The sequence below is a fragment of the Paracoccus actinidiae genome (assembly GCF_030863885.1).
GTDB classification, from domain to species: Bacteria; Pseudomonadota; Alphaproteobacteria; order Rhodobacterales; family Rhodobacteraceae; genus Paracoccus; species Paracoccus everestensis.
This window is the reverse complement of sequence record NZ_CP132956.1, coordinates 1,346,022-1,362,527: the sequence shown is the minus strand read 5'-3', so window position 1 is coordinate 1,362,527 and position 16,506 is coordinate 1,346,022. Positions and strand designations below refer to the sequence as shown.

Below are 16,506 nucleotides of genomic sequence, written 5' to 3'. Positions count from 1 at the left end.
GGCGTCGAGCCTTTCCGCCACCAGCCCAGCACCCTGCCCGCCTTTGGCATCGGTTCGTCCCGCAGTGATTCCCCCGCTGTTGCTGCAGGCCGTCAGTGAGCAAAGCCGCTGATCCTGGGCAGCCAGGTGGACAGCGCGGGCACAAAGGTCAGGATCAGCAGCGACACGATTGCCGCAAGGAAAAAGGGCGGCAATTCGCGGACCAGGGCTGACGGCTTTTGCTTGGTCGCCGAGGCAACCACGAAAATGAGTCCCCCCACTGGCGGGGTCATAAGCCCGAACGTCAGGTTGACGATGACGATGATGGCAAAGTGATCCGGCGCGATGCCGAGGTTATGGGCAATGGGCGCCAGGATCGGAACCAGGATCATCACACCCGGCAAGGGATCCATGAACATCCCGAAGAACAGCAGCAGCACGTTGACCATCAGCAGAAAGGCGATGGGCGACAGGTCCATCGCGATCACGGCACTGGCCATGGCTTGCGGGACGCCCTCGATGATCAGCACCCATGCAAAGGCACGGGCTGCCGCCAGGATCATCAGCACGGCGACCGACATGATGGCCGAACGCAGGAACGCGCCCCACAGGTCGGCAAAGGTGAAACCGCGATAGATGACCGCGCTTGCAACGATCGCGTAGAAGACCGCCACCACCGACGCCTCGGTCGGCGTGAAGATGCCGCCGCGGATGCCGCCAACGATGGTGACGATCAAAAGCAGCGCGGGAAGCGCGGCTATGGTGTTGCGCACCATCTGCGAGGCAGGGGGACGCGCCTCAAGGCTGCGATAGTTGCGCTTGCGGCTGATCCACCAGTTCACGCCGGCGATGAGGCCAGAGATCAGCAGGCCCGGCGGAAGTCCCGCCATGAACAGCGATCCGACCGATACATTGCGATCCTGCAGCGCATAGATGATCATCGTGATCGACGGCGGTATGATCGGGTCCACGACAGCCACCGAAATCGTCAGCGCGCCAGCATAAGCCTTGGAATAGCCGCTGCGCTCCATCATCCGGGCCATCATCGCCCCAGGGCCTGCCGCCGACGCCAGAGCCGAGCCTGAAATACCAGCAAACAGAGTTCCGGTCAGGATGTTCGCATAGCCCAGGCCGCCGCGCAGATGCCCCACGAATTGCGATGCGAACCGCATCAACATACGCGATATCGCGCCCGTGGACATGATCTCGGCCGCAAGGATGAAAAACGGGACGGCCAAAAGCGGAAAGCTGTCGAGGCCGGTGAACATCTCCTTCACCACCACGACCATGGGATAGCGTCCGTCGATGGCCACCGCCGCAAAGGCTGCCATGGCAAGGCTGAATGCGACGGGCACCCCCATGATCATCAGGATCAGGAATGCGGCGATCATGATCTCAGCCAAGGGCACTCTCTTCCGGGTGTTCCATGCCAGCACGCAAATAGCGGGGCGCCATCAGGACAAGATGAACGATCATCAGCAGAAAGCCGACTGGCATTGCCGCATAGACCCACTTCATCGGAACTTGCAATGCGGCCGACCGCTGGACCGCCATGCGATTCATGTAGTCAACACCGACCCAGACCATGAAGCCGAAGAACCCCAGCAGAACCAACAGGATCAACACGCGCAGTGCACGCTGCAGCGGGCCTGGCAGCGCATCCTGCACATTGGTGATCGCGGCGTGCGCGCCCTCGCGAAGCGCAAGGCCGCTGCCGAGGAAGGTCAGCCAGATCATCGAATAGCGCGCCACCTCGTCTGCCCAGCTCAGCGAATTGCCCGTCAGATAGCGGCCCAGGACATTCCAGCCAAGAATGACCGACATCGCCATCAGCCCAAGCACCAACACGGTGCCGTTCAGCGTCACAAAGGCATTTTCGAGGCGGCGCATCTGATTATTCAAAGGCTTGGATGCGGTCCATAAGCTCCTTGCCGAACTGTGCCTCATAGGCCTTGTAGCGCTCGGCAAGCGCCTCACGGAAGGCCGCCTTCTGCTCGGCCGACAGTTCGTTCACCGTCATGCCGGCCTCCTGCATCTGGGCGACACCGGATGCGTCCACCTCATCGACATAGGCCCGCATGGCGACAACGGCGTCGTCGGCGGCTTTCTCGAAGGCGGCTTTCTGCTCGTCATCCAGATTCCCCCAGAGCGAGGGGGAAATCAGGATGATCGTCGAGGAATAGACGTGCCCGTCCAGCGTCAGGTTCTTCTGAACCTCGTTCAGCTTGGCCGAGACAATGACCGAAAGCGGGTTTTCCTGGCCATCGATTGCCCCTTGCTGAAGCGCGCCGATCACCTCGGGCCATGCCATGGGTGTGGGTGCTGCGCCAAGGGCGCGGAACGCCTCGATATGGACCGGGTTCTCCATGGTGCGGATCTTCAGGCCCTCAAGATCGGCCGGCGTCTCGATGGGGCCGCGGTTGCTGGTGATGTGGCGAAAGCCCTGTTCCCCCCATGCAAGCGCGTGCAGGCCTGCATTCTCGAACTTGGCAAGCATCTCGTCGCCGATTTCGCCATCAAGGACCGCACGGGCATGGTCCTTGTCGCGCAAAAGGAACGGGATGCCCAGAACACCGACTTCGGGCACAAAGTTCGACAGCGTTCCATCCGAGGCGATCGTCATCTCGACCGTGCCGAGTTGCAGCCCTTCCAGAACCTCGCGTTCACCCCCAAGGCCAGAGGACGGGAAGTGGCGGAAGGTGAACTGGTCGCCAAGGCTGTTCTTCAAGGACTCCTCGAACGCCTTGGCCCCGGCGCCATAATGGCTTTCCTCGGCCAGCGCATAGCCGATCTTGATTTCCTGTGCAGCGGCAGGCGCAGCCAAGACCAAGCCAAGAACAGCGGCAGCAACAAAATTCTTCATATCTCAGGTCCCTCCCTCGGATCGGGCGAAACTAGCTTTAGCCGCCCGGGATGCGCAACCTGTGAACGCAACAATAAACCGGAACGGCGTCCGTAATTCTGCAAGGGCATCAAAGGTGAACGCCTTTTTTCAACAGATCAATCCTCCACTTTCTGCTAGGTTGCCCATCAGGCCCGGCGGGGAGAGGCTGGGACAATCTAGTTACCGAAGGAGAGGCTCATGGCAAATACACAAGGCGTGCTTATTCATCCCGCAGTCGACAACGGGATAAAGCGTGGGAACCCGGATTTTTCCGGCGGCGTCCTGACCTGCAAATGCGCGACGAAGCCGGTCAAGGTCCGGGTCGGCGCGCAGACCGCGCATAATCACGTTTGCGGCTGCACGAAATGCTGGAAGCCCGACGGGGCTGTCTTCAGCCAGGTGGCCGTCGTATCGCGCGATGCAATCCAGGTTCTGGAAAACGGCGACAAGCTGCAGATCGTCAACAAGGACGCGCCCATCCAGCGTTACGCCTGCACCGGCTGCGGCGTTCATATGTATGGCCGGATCGAGAACAAGGACCATCCGTTCTATGGACTGGACTTTGTCCATACGGAACTGTCGACCGAAGCCGGATGGTCGGCGCCCGAGTTCGCGGCCTTTGTCAGCTCGGTCATCGAATCCGGCATTGCTCCGTCCCGAATGGACGGCATCCGGGCGCGGCTGCGCGAGTTGGGGCTTACTCCCTATGATACATTGTCGCCGCCCCTGATGGACGCCATCGCGACCCATGCGGCCAAGCGTCAGGCGAAACCAGCACCCGCCGCGGCAACGCAAAACGCGTCACCGGCGCCTGCCGAGACACGGCAAAGCGCCTCGGCTGCGCCGCAGCATAAATCCGCCCCGCCGGCCCCTGCCAAAGAAAGCGGGTCGATCTTCGGCCGGTTGCTGAGCAAACTTTTTGGTGGCGGCCAGCGATAGGAGAATAGGCATCGCGCTGGGCGACGAAATTGGCGTGACCAATCTCGTCGTCCAGGCCGCGACCCACTGAATTTCAGCGCCAGAACAGGAGTGTCGCGGCGAGAGCGACGGCTGAGGGGACGCTTTCTGGACAATATTCGCGGTTCCACCGTTCAACAGCGGCTACCAGTAGCGGTGCCGCGAATGGTCCAAACCCCATCGCAGCGTTTGCCTGGAGCCAGGTCAACTTGCTGATACCGGCATGGGCCTGCGCAACTGATAGCGGCAGGTATTCATCCCCCGCCCGAAGTTCTGACGACCCTCAGCCAGACCTGGTTTCCAGCTTCCGCAATGAAGACAGGCGGATCCCTTGTTGAACCGTGCTATCCAGGGTGCCGTCCCAGATCACATTCACCGAATTACCGGCAGGGCAAGCAGCGCCGCACAGGCACCGAAGCCTACGGCAGCACATCAAGTCCACCGCCCCCTTTTCTGTGACCGGTTGCGGCTTATCTGACTCCTCAAAGGATACCCGATGCTGCTGAGCCTTCGTGACGTCACCAAGACCTATCCGGCCGCAACAGTACCGGTGCTGAGCGGTGTCTCCCTTGATCTGGGGCGGGGCCAGATGCTGGCGCTGACAGGCGAGTCCGGCTCGGGCAAAAGCACGCTGCTGCATCTGATCGGCGGGCTGGACACGGCCGATCACGGCGTGGTGGCGATCGACGGCACCGATCTTACGCCGATGGACGATGCGGGACGCGCGGGCCTTCGACGTGGTGCCGTGGGCGTGATCTTTCAGCAGTTCAACCTCATCCCCTCGCTGACCGTGGCGGCAAACATCGCCTTCCAGGCGCGACTGGCGGGTCGCCATGACGCGAACCGCGCCAAGGCGCTGACCGCCCGGCTGGGATTGAACGATCACCTGCACAAGTATCCAGAACAGTTGTCCGGGGGCCAGCAGCAGCGGGTGGCGATCGCACGCACGCTTGCGCCGCGCCCAGATCTGGTGTTGGCGGATGAGCCGACCGGCAATCTGGATGAAGCCACGGCGGACATCGTTCTGACCATGCTGCAGGAACTGGTCGAAGAAGCGGGCGCAGGGTTGATCCTGGTCACCCATTCCGAACGGCTGGCGTCCCGTATGCCGCGCCGGTTGCGCCTGCACGCGGGTCGTCTGGAGTGACTGCCGCGATCCTCTCGGCCCTCGCATCCCATTGGCGACGCAATCCCTTGCAGTTGCTCACGCTTCTGGTCGGGCTGGCCCTCTCGACAGCCCTGTGGTCTGGAGTGCAGGCGATCAACGCCGAGGCGCGCGCCAATTATAGGGCCGCAGCGGCAACCCTTGGCGAAGGCCAGTTCGCCCAGATCACGGCCCGGGACGGCCGGGGGATACCTCAGCAAACCTATGTCGCGCTGCGACGGGCCGGATGGATGGTCTCGCCGGTGGTCGAGGGTCGCCTTGGCCCCGTGCGGATCTTGGGGCTGGAGCCTTTGACCGCCCCCGGTGACCTGGTTCCAGCCGGCCCCGAAAGCGGCGCCGATTTCGAGGCCTTCCTGTCCGCGCCCGGGCAGGTTTTTGCGCGCGAAGATATCCTCGCCCAACTGCCTGACCTCGACTCCGAGGCTGTTGTGTCCCCGGATGTCGCACCCGACACCGCTATTGCCGATATCGGGCTGGCGCAGCGCCTGCTGAACCGACCCGGTCAGATCGACCGCTTGATCGTCCTTCCCGATCAGCCCCTGACCCGCCGCCCGTTGGCCGATGTGGCGCCCGACCTGACCGTGGTTGCGCCGCAGGGCGGCAACGATATCGCGCAACTGACGGACAGCTTTCACCTGAACCTGACCGCCTTTGGCCTGCTGTCCTTTGCCGTGGGATTGTTCATCGTGCATGGCGCCATTGGACTGGCCTTCGAGCAGCGCCGCGCGTTGGTGCGCACGCTTCGGGCGCTTGGTGCGCCGCTGGGGCGGCTGATCGCGCTGATGGCCGTGGAGCTTGCGGTGCTGGCCCTTGTTGCAGGCCTGATCGGCGTGGCCTTGGGGTATCTCATCGCAGCGGCCCTGTTGCCAGACGTGGCGGCGACCTTGCGCGGGCTTTACGGTGCGGATGTCTCGGGGCAGATGACGCTGCGCCCGGTGTGGTGGCTATCGGGGCTGGCAATAGCATTGGTCGGCACGGCCGTGGCCGCAAGCGGGGCACTGTGGTCGCTTGCACGGATGCCGCTGCTCAGCGGAGCGCACGCGCGCGCCCTGACTATGTCCCACCGCCATGGAAGGCAGTCGGCGGTGGCGGCGGGCCTGCTTGTCATCGCTGCGGCACTGGCGATCGGGGGCCAGGGGCTGCCGGCCGGGTTCGCCATGCTGGGTGCCTTGCTGATCGGCGGCGCGCTGGCCCTGCCTCCGGTGCTGACCTTGCTGTTGTCCTGGGCCGAGAGGCGCGCCAGGGCACCGGTGACGCAATGGTTCTGGGCCGATACCCGCCAGCAGGTGCCGGGGCTTTCCCTGGCGCTGATGGCCCTGATGCTGGCGATGGCGGCCAATGTGGGCGTCTCGACGATGGTCTCGTCCTTCCGGCTGACCTTTGTCGGGTTCCTGGACCAGCGACTGGCGGCTGAACTTTATGTCAGGGTCGAAGATCCCGCGCAGGCTGACGCCATCACCGCAGCCGCGACCCGGTACGCCCATGCGATATTGCCGCTGCTGAGCGTGGATCGTCAGATCGCTGGCCTGCCAGGCGAGATCCTGGGCCAGCGCGATGATGCGACCTATCGCGATAACTGGCGGCTTCTGCGCGCGGTCCCCGATGTCTGGGACCGTCTGGCGCAGGGTGAAGGCGTGCTGATCAACGAACAGATCTATCGGCGGGCGGATCTGGATTTGGGTACCGAGATCGCTGCGCCTGGGGGTACGGGAATGCCGGATGTCACCCTTCCGGTGCTGGGCGTTTACGGCGATTATGGCAACCCGGTCGGACAGGTCGTCCTGACCGAGACATTGTTTCGCAACCTGTTCCCGGATGCCACGGTCAGGCAGTTCGGCCTGCGCGTCGATCCGGGTCGCGTCGATGCCTTGCGGGATCGCCTGAGCGCCGAAGCCGGAGTGGCCGAAAGCGCGATGATCGACCAGGCCGCGGTCAAGGCCGCCTCTCTGGCGGTTTTCGAGCGGACCTTTACCGTGACCGCCGCGCTGAATGTGCTGACCTTGGCGGTCGCGGGCTTTGCCATCCTGATGAGCCTTTTGACCCTGGCCGCGATGCGGCTGCCGCAACTGGCCCCGGTCTGGGCGCTTGGGTTGACGCGGCGCAGGCTGGCCGGGCTGGACCTGCTGCGGGCCTTGGTGCTGGCCACGCTGACCGGCGCACTGGCGCTGCCGCTGGGTTTGGCGCTGGCTTGGTCCCTGCTCGCCATCGTCAATGTCGAGGCCTTTGGCTGGCGGCTGCCGATGTATCTTTTCCCGCTCGACTACTTGCGGCTGGGGATGCTGACCCTTCTGGCGGCGGCGATTGCCGCGATATGGCCGGCATGGCGGCTGTCGCGCACACCGCCCGCGCAACTTCTGGGGGTATTCCGCCATGAACGCTAAAGCGTTGGTTCTTTTGCTGCTTTTCCCGGTTACGGCGTTGGCGCAAGGCTTTGCCGGTCTGGGCTCAGAAGCCGAGGATTTCGCACTGCCTGTCCCCGGGACCGCGCTGGAGTTTCCGGCCGACCATGGCGCCCACCCCGCCTACAGGATCGAATGGTGGTATCTGACCGCCAACATGACCGGCCCTGACGGGACGCCATACGGCCTGCAATGGACGCTGTTCCGGTCCGCCCGGGCGCCGCGCGACGGGGAAGGATGGGAAACGCCGCAGCTTTGGATGGGCCATGCGGCGGTCACCACGCCCGGCTCGCATCATGTGGCGGAACGATTGGCCCGTGGGGGTATCGGCCAAGCGGGGGTGCAGGCCGATCCATTCTCGGCTTGGATCGACGACTGGGTCATGGAAGGGCCGGATTTCGACACCCTGCACCTGACGGCGTCCGGTTCTGACTTTGCCTATGACGTGCAACTGCGCGCGTCCGGTCCCCTGGTCCGCCATGGTCAGGACGGCTATTCGGTCAAATCTGCCGCAGGACAAGCCAGCTACTATTATTCGCAGCCCTTCTTCAATCTGTCCGGCACGCTGTCCCTGCCGGATGGCGATGTTCCCGTGACCGGCACGGCATGGCTGGATCGGGAATGGTCATCGCAACCGCTGGCCGAGGATCAGCAGGGCTGGGACTGGTTCTCGTTGTCGTTCGACGATGGCAGCAAGCTGATGGGCTTTGTTCTGCGCGGCGCCAGTGACTATACCTCCGCGACCTGGATTACCGCTGATGGACAGGCCACCCCCCTTCCCAATGGCGCCTTTACTGCCGCGCCGCTGTCTCGTCAGAGCGTGGCCGGGCGGAAAGTGCCGACGACATGGAACGTCAGCTTGCCCGCGCAGGGCGTGGAGCTGACGGTAGAAGCCCTGAACCCCGATGCCTGGATGCAAACCTCGGTGCCATATTGGGAGGGGCCGGTGACCATCACGGGCAGCCACAGGGGCGTCGGCTATCTCGAGATGACAGGCTACGACTGATCAACGCCTTTTCATCCGATCCCGTGGGGGATGCCGCGCATACGCATTCCCGGCTTCATGTACAGGCAACCGGCGCATAAGGGCGCTTTTTGCAATGGTGGATCAGTCGTTATAATGGTCGAACTCATCCCCTCCGGCTATGCATACAATCAGCGGTCTTAGCGTGTGGATGATTTTGACGGTGCGGCCATGGGGGGCAAGAACCCCGGCAAGCTTCTTGTAAACCTCGGGTGCCTCGTCAGCCCCGGCGCCGCGCAGATGTGTTCCAGCCTGCGTGATCCTGAGCCGCACCGCCTCGAAGTCCACCTTGCCACCTTCGGGTGCCACTGGGTGACCTTCTTCATCTTGCCGTTCGGCTGCTTCTGCTCGGCAACGCGCTTGCGCCGTTTGCCAGCGGCCTTGGTCCGCGACATGATCCGCCCAGCGCCGTGGATGGTCGAATAGAAGGCCGCCCGCGATAGATCGCTGTCCACGCCCTCGACGATAATCGACACATCGCCCATCGAGGATCCGATGAAGCTGCGCTGACCGGGAAATGCCGGTGTGGCGCCCTTACGAACGACCCAATAGGTCCCTCCATAATGGGTCTCTTCCCAGGCAAAGTTGTTGTAGTTGTGGACTTCCTCCATGATTTTACCGCCCAGGATACCGACCACCGTCTCGCAAACCCAGTCACGACCCGCGTAGGCATAGTGGCCCGCTAGCCGCATCGCCCGGATATAGTCACGCCCGTGACGGCTATCGGTATCCAGCATGTAGGTGTCTCGTTGTCGCGGGCGCGCTCCATAAAATGTGTGGCAATCGCATGGCCCAGCCCGCAAGAGCCGAAATGCGCGCCTACCTCGATGCGATCAGCTTCATCGGCAAAGACGAAGACATGATGGTTCCCCTGACCCAACCGTCCCGAGCTGCTCCAGCGCCTTTTTCTTGAGATCAGGATGGCTTTTGAGAAATCCGGCCTCATTCCAAGCAGAGTCGTCGCAAACCTGGTGAACAAGGGCGTGGTATTCTTGTGTCCAATGCCGAAGGACAGGCTTGCAAAGGTCTCATCGGCGAGCCTCGAAAGGCCTCGTAGGTGGCAAGGACGTTCAGGTACCAAGACCCTGGCGCCAGCGCCTCCAGTTCCAGCAGCGGCACGAAGATCGGCGGCGTGTCCGGGTCAATCGGGCCGGGTTCAGCCTCCGCCCCATAGCCCAGCAGGCAGGCCGCGATTGTGCCCTCGACCTCGGCCAGCCAGGCATTGCTGTAGGAAAAGTTCCCCGTCTCGCGCGCGGCACGTTCCTGTCCAAGCGCCCAGGGGTCTCCCTCGGGGCCAACCGTCTTGCGCCAGAAATGCAGCGGCAGGTCGTCCGCCGCCATGTTGATGAAGCGCACCAGATGCGCGGCATCCGATGCCCTTGCCCTGCGGATGTCCATGCCCGTTTCCTGTCTCTGCCTGCGCCCTTCGCGCCTGTCAGTCTTTGACGATTTGACGCCCGCTCGCCAGCCCCTTTGATCATTGCGCTCCCACGCCGATGGTCTGGCTTGCGCGTCGCACGGGGGCTGCCTACGAAGGGCCGTGATCCACGAAGCGCCTGATGAGGACAGACATGAGCGACACGGTTTTCCGCTTTCCCGAACCCGGTCCGGAACCCATCACCACCGACCTGGCTGGCTGGACCAAGATCGAGGGCGACCCGACCATGCGTTATTGGGTGCAGCACAGCTCGCTTGACGGCAGCATGATCTCTGGCACCTGGGAGGCGACGACCGGCACCTGGCACGCAAGCTATCAGTTCTACGAGTTCGTCCATCTGATCGAAGGCCGCATCACCATCACACCCGATGGCGGTGTCCCTGTCACGCTGACCCCCGGCGACGCCTTCGTGGTCGAGCCGACCTTCAAGGGCACCTGGACCATCGAGGAGCCCGTGCGCAAGCACTTTGCCATCAAGCTGAAGTAAGCCCACCGCTGCCCTGGTGACCGGTCCGTGCGTCGGCGGGTTGCAGACTTTGCTGCAACGGACCCTTTCGGGAAAATCCCCCATGACCACTGCCGACCTGATCCTGACCAATGCACGTATCCTGACCATGGACCCGGACCACCCCCGTGCCTTAGCGGTGGCCGTTGCCGGTGAGCGGATCCTTGCGGTGGGCAGCGCGGCAGAAATCGCGGCGCTGGCCGGGCCGGGAACGAGGATCATTGACGCGGGCGGGCTGACGCTGTTGCCCGGCTTCTTCGAAGGGCACGTGCATGTGGGCCTTGGCGGCGCGGACCTGACGCATCTGCACATCGGCCACCTGCATGGGCCCGAGGCAGTTGGCGCTGCATTTCGCAGCTTTGCCGCCGCGAACCCCAACATGGCGCTGCTCATGGCCCAGGAGGCGCATTACGGCATCCTCGACAAGCCCACCACGCGCCACGACCTTGACGCGATGATCGCTGACCGTCCGATCGCGATGATGTCGCCCGACCTGCACACGGTCTGGGCCAACACCGCTGCGCTGAAGGCCGCCGGGCTGCTGCACGGCGCCGAAATGCCGCACGGCCACGAGGTCGTCACGGGCGACGACGGCCTTGCCACCGGCGAACTGCGCGAGTTCGAGGCCTTCGGCCCGCTGATTGCCTATGCGGGCGAAGGGCGCATCAATCTTGGTATTGCCACGGGAGAGGAGCCGGATCCCTGGCCCACGGGAACCGAGCGTGCCGCGGATAAGGCGCTGCTGCTGAGGGGGATGCTGCATTGCGCCGCCCATGGTGTGACCAGCCTCGTCAACATGGACGGCAATCGCTACACGCTGGACCTGCTTGCCGAGATGCGGGCCGAGGGCAACCTGCCCGTCCGCGTAAAGGTGCCGTTTCATTTCAAGCCGCACATGGCACTGGATGCGCTTGATCGCGCCTCGGCCATGGCGGCGAAATTTGACGATGACTGGATCAGTTCCGGCTTCGTCAAGATGTTCATGGATGGGGTGATCGACAGCAGAACCGCCTATATGCTTTGGGATTACGCCGATCAGCCCGGCCACGGGTCCGCGCCGCTGTTCCCACCTGACCGCTTCGACAAGATCGCCACCGAGATCGACCGGCGGGGCTTACAAATCGCGGTTCATGCCATCGGTGACGGCGCGGTGCGGACGGTGATCGACGGCTACCAGGCGGCCCGTGCCGCCAACGGCCCGCGTGACAGCCGCCACCGCATCGAACATATTGAACTGATCGACCCTGTCGATGTACGCCGTTTGGGGACGCTCGGCATCACCGCCAGCCTGCAACCCCCCCACGCGCCTGGCGCAATGGATTTCCCGTTACAGCCGACGCTGTCGCGGTTCGGACCCGACCGGTGGGCCGATGCCTACCAGTGGCGCAGCCTGGCCGAGGCGGGCGCCCCCATAGCCTTCTCCAGTGACTGGCCGGTGGCCGATGTCTCGGTTCTCCGTGGTATCGCGACAGCATTGACGCGCGAGCCTTACGCCGGCGCACGCGATGAACGGCTGTCCCTGGTGGACACGCTGCGCGCCTATACGGCAGGGGCAGCCTGGGCAGCGCACCGCGACCACGTGACGGGAACCCTGCGTCCCGGGCTGGCTGCGGACCTCGTGATGCTGGGAGGGGACATCGAGGCCACGGACACCGCGAGAATCCCGGATCTGGGCGTGGTCCTGACAGTCTGCGGGGGCCGCATCATCCACGACCGTCAGTCGTTGATCTTCGAGAGTTCCGACAGATAGAACCTTGCTGATGTCGCTCGAGGAGATGCTGCGCAGGCTTCCAGCATCATGGTCCGATCAACCAGGCTTACTCTCATCTGCCGGGTGCCTGAGATTCAGCAAATCCAAAGTCATGCGGCCTTTCAGGATTTCATCTCGCAGGCAGGCTTCAACCCGGATACGCGATGCTGCCGCGTCCCGCAGGGTCTCCAGCTCGTCGGGCGGCAACACAACCGCACCGTCGGCGTCGCCAAAGACAAGGTCACCCGTGTGAACGGTCACCTGCCCGATCAGCAGCGCCTGTCCGACAAGCCCGGGGTTACACTTGATCGTGCCCCGGATCGATCTGCCCCGTGCGAAGACCGGAAACCTCATCTTGATCAGGCTCGCGCTGTCACGCACCGCGCCATCGATGACAAGCCCAGCCACGCCCCGCTGGATGGCCGCCAAGGCGAGAATATCCCCGAAAGGCCCATAGTCGAGCGAACCGCCGTGATCCACGACCAGCACATCGCCCGGCTGGGCGACCGCCACGGCACGGTGCAAGGCAAGGTTGTCGCCGGGCGGCGACCAAACGGTCAGCGCCCGGCCCCAGACGACGCAGGTCGGGTCCAGCGGGGCAATGCTTCCTGGCAGGGCACCGATACCGCCCGCCGCTTCGTGCAGTGTCGCGGTACCGTAACCGGCCAGTTCCTCCAGCAGGCTGGGTGAAACACTTGCCCCGTCCCGCGACACGAGGTCAGGCCGCCGCGCCGATGGTGACGTGCAACGGCTCAAGCCCGCCAAAGCTTGCCACCAACTTGTCGCCGGGCTTTACCGGGCCGACGCCGTGGGGCGTGCCGGTCAGGATGACATCCCCCGGCATCAGTTCGAAGTACTCCGACAGCCGCGAGATGATCTCGGGGATGCGCCAGATCAGCAGCGAGATGTCGGATTCCTGCGTGACCTTTCCGTTCACCGTCAGTTCAATCCGTCCCGCGTTCAGCTTTCCCGTCCGGGAAATCGGGGTGATCGGACCCACAGGAAAGGAATGATCAAAGGACTTCGCGATTTCCCAGGGCAGTCCGCCGCCCTGGATATCGCGGCGGGTCATGTCGAGGCCCACGGCATAGCCCCAGATATGATCCTCAGCCTGATCGACCGGGATGTTGCGCCCGCCTCGGCCAATCGCCAGCACAAGTTCGACCTCGTGGTGAAAATCCGCGGTCTTGGTCGGGTAAGGAATGGTTGCGCCAGTGGCGACCACCGCATCGGTGGGCTTTTGAAAGAACAGCGGCGCATCGCGTTCGGCGTCGCCGCCCATTTCCTCGACATGGGCCACATAGTTCCGGCCAATGCAGTAAATCCGGCGAACCGGGAATTCTTCGCCGGATCCGGCGACGGGAATGGTCACGCGCGCGGGCGCCTCGATCATGGTCGTGGTCATCTGTCCTCTCCTCCTTAGCAGTATCGCCAGGCCGTCAGAAAGCCTGGGCCGTACGAACGGCAGTATGGCAATGTATGATCCAATCCACAAAGCATTTCATACATTATTTTTTCTTTGACAGATAAAAATGTGCGGCCCACTCTGATCCTTGGCTGACTGGTCAGAGGAGCCTGTCGCCCGGGGATGCTCAGGCACTGGCCGAAGCTCCTTGACGTTCACGCAGGCAGAAAACTGCCCCTGAGGGAGGAAGAACCATGAACGGACTGCAGCGCTGTGGTGCGACGTTTCTGCTGGCCATGGCGGCAAGCACGCCGGCCTTGGCCCAGGTGACCGACTTGACGCTTGTCGTTCCCAACCCGTCGGCCATCAACAACTATCCGTTGCACGTGGCGGTAGGCGAAGGCTATTTCGCCGAAGAAGGGCTGGAGGTGCAGGTCGAAGCCGTGAACGGGTCGGCCTCGGTGCTGCAGCTCCTGGCCTCGGGCCAGGGCGACATCGGCCAGCCCGGACCGGCGCCGGTCCTCGCAGCGCGGGCACGCGGTGAAGACATCGTAATGATCTACAACCATTTCAGCCGATCGGTCTTCGGCCTTGTTGTTCCTGAAGATTCCGCCGCCCAGACGCCTGCGGATCTCAAGGGCACGACCATCGGCGTGGGGACTGCTGACGGGGCCGAGGTGGGCTTTACCCGCAGCATCATGACCGATCTGGGCCTGGTCGAGGGCACGGATTACGAATTCCTGGCCATCGGCGATGGCGGCACGGCTGTCGCGGCCTTCCTGAACGAAGAGGTCGATGCCTATGCCGCGGCTGTTTCCGATGCGGCCATCATCTCGTCGCGCGGCATCCCGCTGCGCGAGATCACCCCGGAACCCTATCTGGAATATTTCGGCAACGGATGGGCCGTGACCCGCGCCTTTCTTGAGGAAAACCCGGAAATCCTTGAAAAGTTTGGCCGCGCCCTGGTCAAGGGCACCAGGTTCGGAATGGATCCCGCGAATGCCGAGGCAACGCTGCGCCACGTCGCTGCGGGCAACCCGCAGGAAAGCGAGGATCCCGCCTTCGCGGCAACCCTTCTGGCCACCACGCAGGACCGCACGCGGCCCGTAGCCGAGGGCGATCCCCTGGGCTATTTCCCCCCCGAAGCCTGGGTGAAATGGCAAGACAGCCTTGTCGCCGCCGGCAGCATGGAAGCGCCGCTGGACGACCTAGAGGCGGCCTATACCAACCAGTTCGTCGAAGCCTGGAACGCGAATGACTGAGATGATGCAGGATGTCGTGCCATCCTCGGCGCGGAAGGTCGGGCGCGACAGCGCCCGGCCCCTTTATCAACTGCGCGGCGTTTCTAAGACCTTCGGGAACGGGGCCATCAGGGCCTTGGACCCGGTGGATCTGGATCTGCGCGAGGGGACATTCTCCACAGTGATCGGGCCGTCGGGCTGCGGGAAGTCAACGCTGCTCAAGATCATGGCGGGGGTGGCGCCCCCCTCCTCGGGCAGTGTGATGCTTGACGGGCAGCCGGTGACCGGCCCGCGCCGCGAGATCGGCATGATGTATCAGCAGGCGACGCTGTTTCCCTGGTTGACCACGCTGGAAAACGTCCTGCTGCCCCTCAGCATCCGCGATGGAAAGGCCGCAGCCGCCGCGCGCCAGCACGAGGCGCGCGAGCTTCTGGATCTGGTCGGCCTAAACGGGTTCGAAAAGGTCTATCCACGCCAGCTTTCAGGAGGCATGGCCCAACGCGCCTCGATCTGCCGGATGCTGATCACCAAGCCCGATATGCTGTTGCTGGACGAGCCTTTCTCGGCGCTTGACGAACTGGCGCGCGATTTCATGAACATGGAACTGCAGCGGATCTGCATGTCGCGCCATGCGACCGCCTTTCTGATCACCCATTCGATCCCCGAGGCGGTGCTGCTGTCGGATGTCGTCTATATCATGTCGGCACGTCCCGGCCGGTTCGAGGAGGCGGTCGATATCGACCTGCCCCGCCCCCGCACATTGGAGATGATGACGACCCCGGAATTCGGCGCCTATGTCCGCTATATCCGCAGTCGTCTGGACGAGGGAGGGTTTCACCCATGACGCCATCGAAGAACCAGGTTCTGGGCCGCCCGATCACCGTCGAGCCGGGCCACTTTCCCGATACCGTCTGGAGCGTGAGGGAGGCCTGGATCGATCGCGTCCCCCGCGCCGTCGCCATGGCGGCGCTGCTGTTCATCGTTTTGATGATCTGGTGGTCGATCCATCACTTCCAGATCGTTTCGCGCATTATCCTGCCTTCGCCGCAGGAAGTCGGGCGCGATATCGTCACCGTGGGCGCCAATATCCTGTCTGGCGGCTATATGCTGGATGCCTTGTGGATGACCACCAAAGAGGTCTTGTGGGGCTTTGTCTTTGCGATCGTGATCGGGTTCTCGCTTGGGGTGCTGGTGGGCGAGACGAGCTTCGGCGAAAAGGCCGTGCTGCCTTATCTCGTGGCTATAGACACGATGCCCAAGGTGGCCTTCGCGCCGCTGTTCCTTGCCTGGCTGGGCTTTGGCATCTCGTCCAAGGTCGCCTTGGCCGCCTTTATCGCCACTTTCCCGATCGTCGTGGGCACCGCCGCAGGCCTGCACGCGGCAGACGAGAATGCGCGCATGATGTTCCGCACCCTGGGGGCATCGCGCTGGCAGACCTTGTTTCGCATGAAAATTCCATCGGGCCTGCCGCAAATCTTCACGGGGCTGAAAATCGGCGCCGTGGGCGTGATGGCAGGGGCGATCACCGCCGAGTTTCTGGGCGGGGGCAAGGGCTTTGGCGAACTGATCCGCGTCGCCGCCAGCCAGTTGCAGACGCCCCGGGTCTTTTCGCTGATCCTTTACCTGAGCGTTCTGGGCTTTCTTCTGTTCTGGTCCGTCGTGCTGATCGAACGCAAGCTGGTCTTCTGGCATCGGTCATCGGTGACCGGTATCGACGACCGCCGGTGATCCATGACAAGGCGCGATGACTTGCAACGAA

General features: G+C 63.4%; 15 protein-coding genes and 1 pseudogene. 9 read left to right on the top strand and 7 right to left on the bottom strand.

Going from position 1 to position 16,506, the window contains the following annotated elements; translation table 11 throughout:
* Positions 1–92: 92 nt before the first annotated feature.
* Genes Q5701_RS06855 through Q5701_RS06845 form a run of 3 tightly spaced genes read right to left on the bottom strand, consistent with a single transcriptional unit; the run spans position 93 to position 2,842 of the window.
* Positions 93–1,382, bottom strand: coding sequence for a TRAP transporter large permease (locus tag Q5701_RS06855; RefSeq protein ID WP_306754524.1), 1,290 nt, complete (start codon positions 1,380–1,382; stop codon positions 93–95).
* Positions 1,375–1,869, bottom strand: coding sequence for a TRAP transporter small permease (locus Q5701_RS06850; RefSeq protein WP_373568623.1), 495 nt, complete (start codon positions 1,867–1,869; stop codon positions 1,375–1,377). The genes Q5701_RS06855 and Q5701_RS06850 overlap by 8 nt, the downstream gene beginning before the upstream one ends.
* A gap of 4 nt (positions 1,870–1,873) precedes the next feature.
* Positions 1,874–2,842 carry a TRAP transporter substrate-binding protein gene (locus tag Q5701_RS06845; RefSeq protein WP_306754522.1) on the bottom strand — a complete coding sequence of 323 codons (969 nt, stop codon included), beginning with the start codon at positions 2,840–2,842 and terminating at the stop codon, positions 1,874–1,876.
* Positions 2,843–3,061: 219 nt separating this feature from the next.
* Between Q5701_RS06845 and gfa the strand changes: the two are divergent.
* The 4 genes and pseudogenes from gfa to Q5701_RS06825 form a co-directional block, all read left to right on the top strand.
* Positions 3,062–3,640: pseudogene (gene gfa, locus Q5701_RS06840) on the top strand (S-(hydroxymethyl)glutathione synthase); the annotation flags it as partial.
* Positions 3,641–4,316: 676 nt separating this feature from the next.
* Positions 4,317–4,967, top strand: a complete 651-nt coding sequence (locus Q5701_RS06835; protein WP_306754521.1) for an ABC transporter ATP-binding protein — start codon at positions 4,317–4,319, stop codon at positions 4,965–4,967.
* Positions 4,964–7,366, top strand: a complete 2,403-nt coding sequence (locus tag Q5701_RS06830) for an FtsX-like permease family protein (protein WP_306754520.1) — start codon at positions 4,964–4,966, stop codon at positions 7,364–7,366. Before Q5701_RS06835 ends, Q5701_RS06830 begins: the two co-directional genes overlap by 4 nt.
* Positions 7,356–8,390 (top strand): lipocalin-like domain-containing protein, encoded by a 1,035-nt coding sequence (locus tag Q5701_RS06825; RefSeq protein WP_306754519.1) that lies wholly within the window; start codon positions 7,356–7,358, stop codon positions 8,388–8,390. The genes Q5701_RS06830 and Q5701_RS06825 overlap by 11 nt, the downstream gene beginning before the upstream one ends.
* A 158-nt stretch (positions 8,391–8,548) precedes the next feature.
* Here the strand turns inward: Q5701_RS06825 and Q5701_RS06820 are convergent, their stop codons facing one another.
* Positions 8,549–9,211 carry an RtcB family protein gene (locus tag Q5701_RS06820; protein WP_306754518.1) on the bottom strand — a complete coding sequence of 221 codons (663 nt, stop codon included), beginning with the start codon at positions 9,209–9,211 and terminating at the stop codon, positions 8,549–8,551.
* Positions 9,212–9,350: 139 nt separating this feature from the next.
* Positions 9,351–9,806: a hypothetical protein gene (locus Q5701_RS06815; RefSeq protein ID WP_306754517.1), complete on the bottom strand. Its 456-nt coding sequence runs from the start codon at positions 9,804–9,806 to the stop codon at positions 9,351–9,353.
* A gap of 173 nt (positions 9,807–9,979) precedes the next feature.
* Between Q5701_RS06815 and Q5701_RS06810 the strand changes: the two genes are divergently transcribed.
* The gene (locus Q5701_RS06810) at positions 9,980–10,333 is read left to right on the top strand and encodes a cupin domain-containing protein (RefSeq protein ID WP_306754516.1); all 354 of its coding nucleotides are present in this window, start codon (positions 9,980–9,982) and stop codon (positions 10,331–10,333) included.
* 82 nt (positions 10,334–10,415) lie between these two features.
* Positions 10,416–12,101, top strand: a complete 1,686-nt coding sequence (locus Q5701_RS06805; RefSeq protein ID WP_306754515.1) for an amidohydrolase — start codon at positions 10,416–10,418, stop codon at positions 12,099–12,101.
* 57 nt (positions 12,102–12,158) lie between these two features.
* Here Q5701_RS06805 and Q5701_RS06800 read toward each other — a convergent pair whose 3' ends face one another.
* On the bottom strand, positions 12,159–12,815 hold the full coding sequence (locus Q5701_RS06800) for an RraA family protein (protein ID WP_306754514.1): 657 nt from the start codon (positions 12,813–12,815) through the stop codon (positions 12,159–12,161).
* A 4-nt stretch (positions 12,816–12,819) separates the two neighbouring features.
* Positions 12,820–13,506 carry a fumarylacetoacetate hydrolase family protein gene (locus Q5701_RS06795; RefSeq protein WP_306754513.1) on the bottom strand — a complete coding sequence of 229 codons (687 nt, stop codon included), beginning with the start codon at positions 13,504–13,506 and terminating at the stop codon, positions 12,820–12,822.
* A 254-nt stretch (positions 13,507–13,760) separates the two neighbouring features.
* Between Q5701_RS06795 and Q5701_RS06790 the strand changes: the two genes are divergently transcribed.
* From Q5701_RS06790 to Q5701_RS06780, 3 genes are read left to right on the top strand one after another with little or no spacing between them, the layout of a single operon-like run.
* The gene (locus Q5701_RS06790) at positions 13,761–14,768 is read left to right on the top strand and encodes an ABC transporter substrate-binding protein (RefSeq protein ID WP_306754511.1); all 1,008 of its coding nucleotides are present in this window, start codon (positions 13,761–13,763) and stop codon (positions 14,766–14,768) included.
* A 1-nt stretch (position 14,769) separates the two neighbouring features.
* Positions 14,770–15,591: an ABC transporter ATP-binding protein gene (locus Q5701_RS06785; protein ID WP_306755360.1), complete on the top strand. Its 822-nt coding sequence runs from the start codon at positions 14,770–14,772 to the stop codon at positions 15,589–15,591.
* Positions 15,588–16,475, top strand: coding sequence for an ABC transporter permease (locus Q5701_RS06780; RefSeq protein ID WP_306754510.1), 888 nt, complete (start codon positions 15,588–15,590; stop codon positions 16,473–16,475). The genes Q5701_RS06785 and Q5701_RS06780 overlap by 4 nt, the downstream gene beginning before the upstream one ends.
* The last annotated feature ends 31 nt before the right edge of the window (positions 16,476–16,506 follow it).

What these genes read in the sequence shown, in the direction of transcription:
- Q5701_RS06850 (WP_373568623.1), bottom strand. Translation starts at nt 1,869, where the DNA reads ATGCGCCGCCTCGAAAATGCCTTTGTGACGCTGAACGGCACCGTGTTG.
- Q5701_RS06845 (WP_306754522.1), bottom strand. Translation starts at nt 2,842, where the DNA reads ATGAAGAATTTTGTTGCTGCCGCTGTTCTTGGCTTGGTCTTGGCTGCG.
- Q5701_RS06835 (WP_306754521.1), top strand. Translation starts at nt 4,317, where the DNA reads ATGCTGCTGAGCCTTCGTGACGTCACCAAGACCTATCCGGCCGCAACA.
- Q5701_RS06825 (WP_306754519.1), top strand. Translation starts at nt 7,356, where the DNA reads ATGAACGCTAAAGCGTTGGTTCTTTTGCTGCTTTTCCCGGTTACGGCG.
- Q5701_RS06815 (WP_306754517.1), bottom strand. Translation starts at nt 9,806, where the DNA reads ATGGACATCCGCAGGGCAAGGGCATCGGATGCCGCGCATCTGGTGCGC.
- Q5701_RS06810 (WP_306754516.1), top strand. Translation starts at nt 9,980, where the DNA reads ATGAGCGACACGGTTTTCCGCTTTCCCGAACCCGGTCCGGAACCCATC.
- Q5701_RS06805 (WP_306754515.1), top strand. Translation starts at nt 10,416, where the DNA reads ATGACCACTGCCGACCTGATCCTGACCAATGCACGTATCCTGACCATG.
- Q5701_RS06795 (WP_306754513.1), bottom strand. Translation starts at nt 13,506, where the DNA reads ATGACCACGACCATGATCGAGGCGCCCGCGCGCGTGACCATTCCCGTC.
- Q5701_RS06790 (WP_306754511.1), top strand. Translation starts at nt 13,761, where the DNA reads ATGAACGGACTGCAGCGCTGTGGTGCGACGTTTCTGCTGGCCATGGCG.
- Q5701_RS06785 (WP_306755360.1), top strand. Translation starts at nt 14,770, where the DNA reads ATGATGCAGGATGTCGTGCCATCCTCGGCGCGGAAGGTCGGGCGCGAC.
- Q5701_RS06780 (WP_306754510.1), top strand. Translation starts at nt 15,588, where the DNA reads ATGACGCCATCGAAGAACCAGGTTCTGGGCCGCCCGATCACCGTCGAG.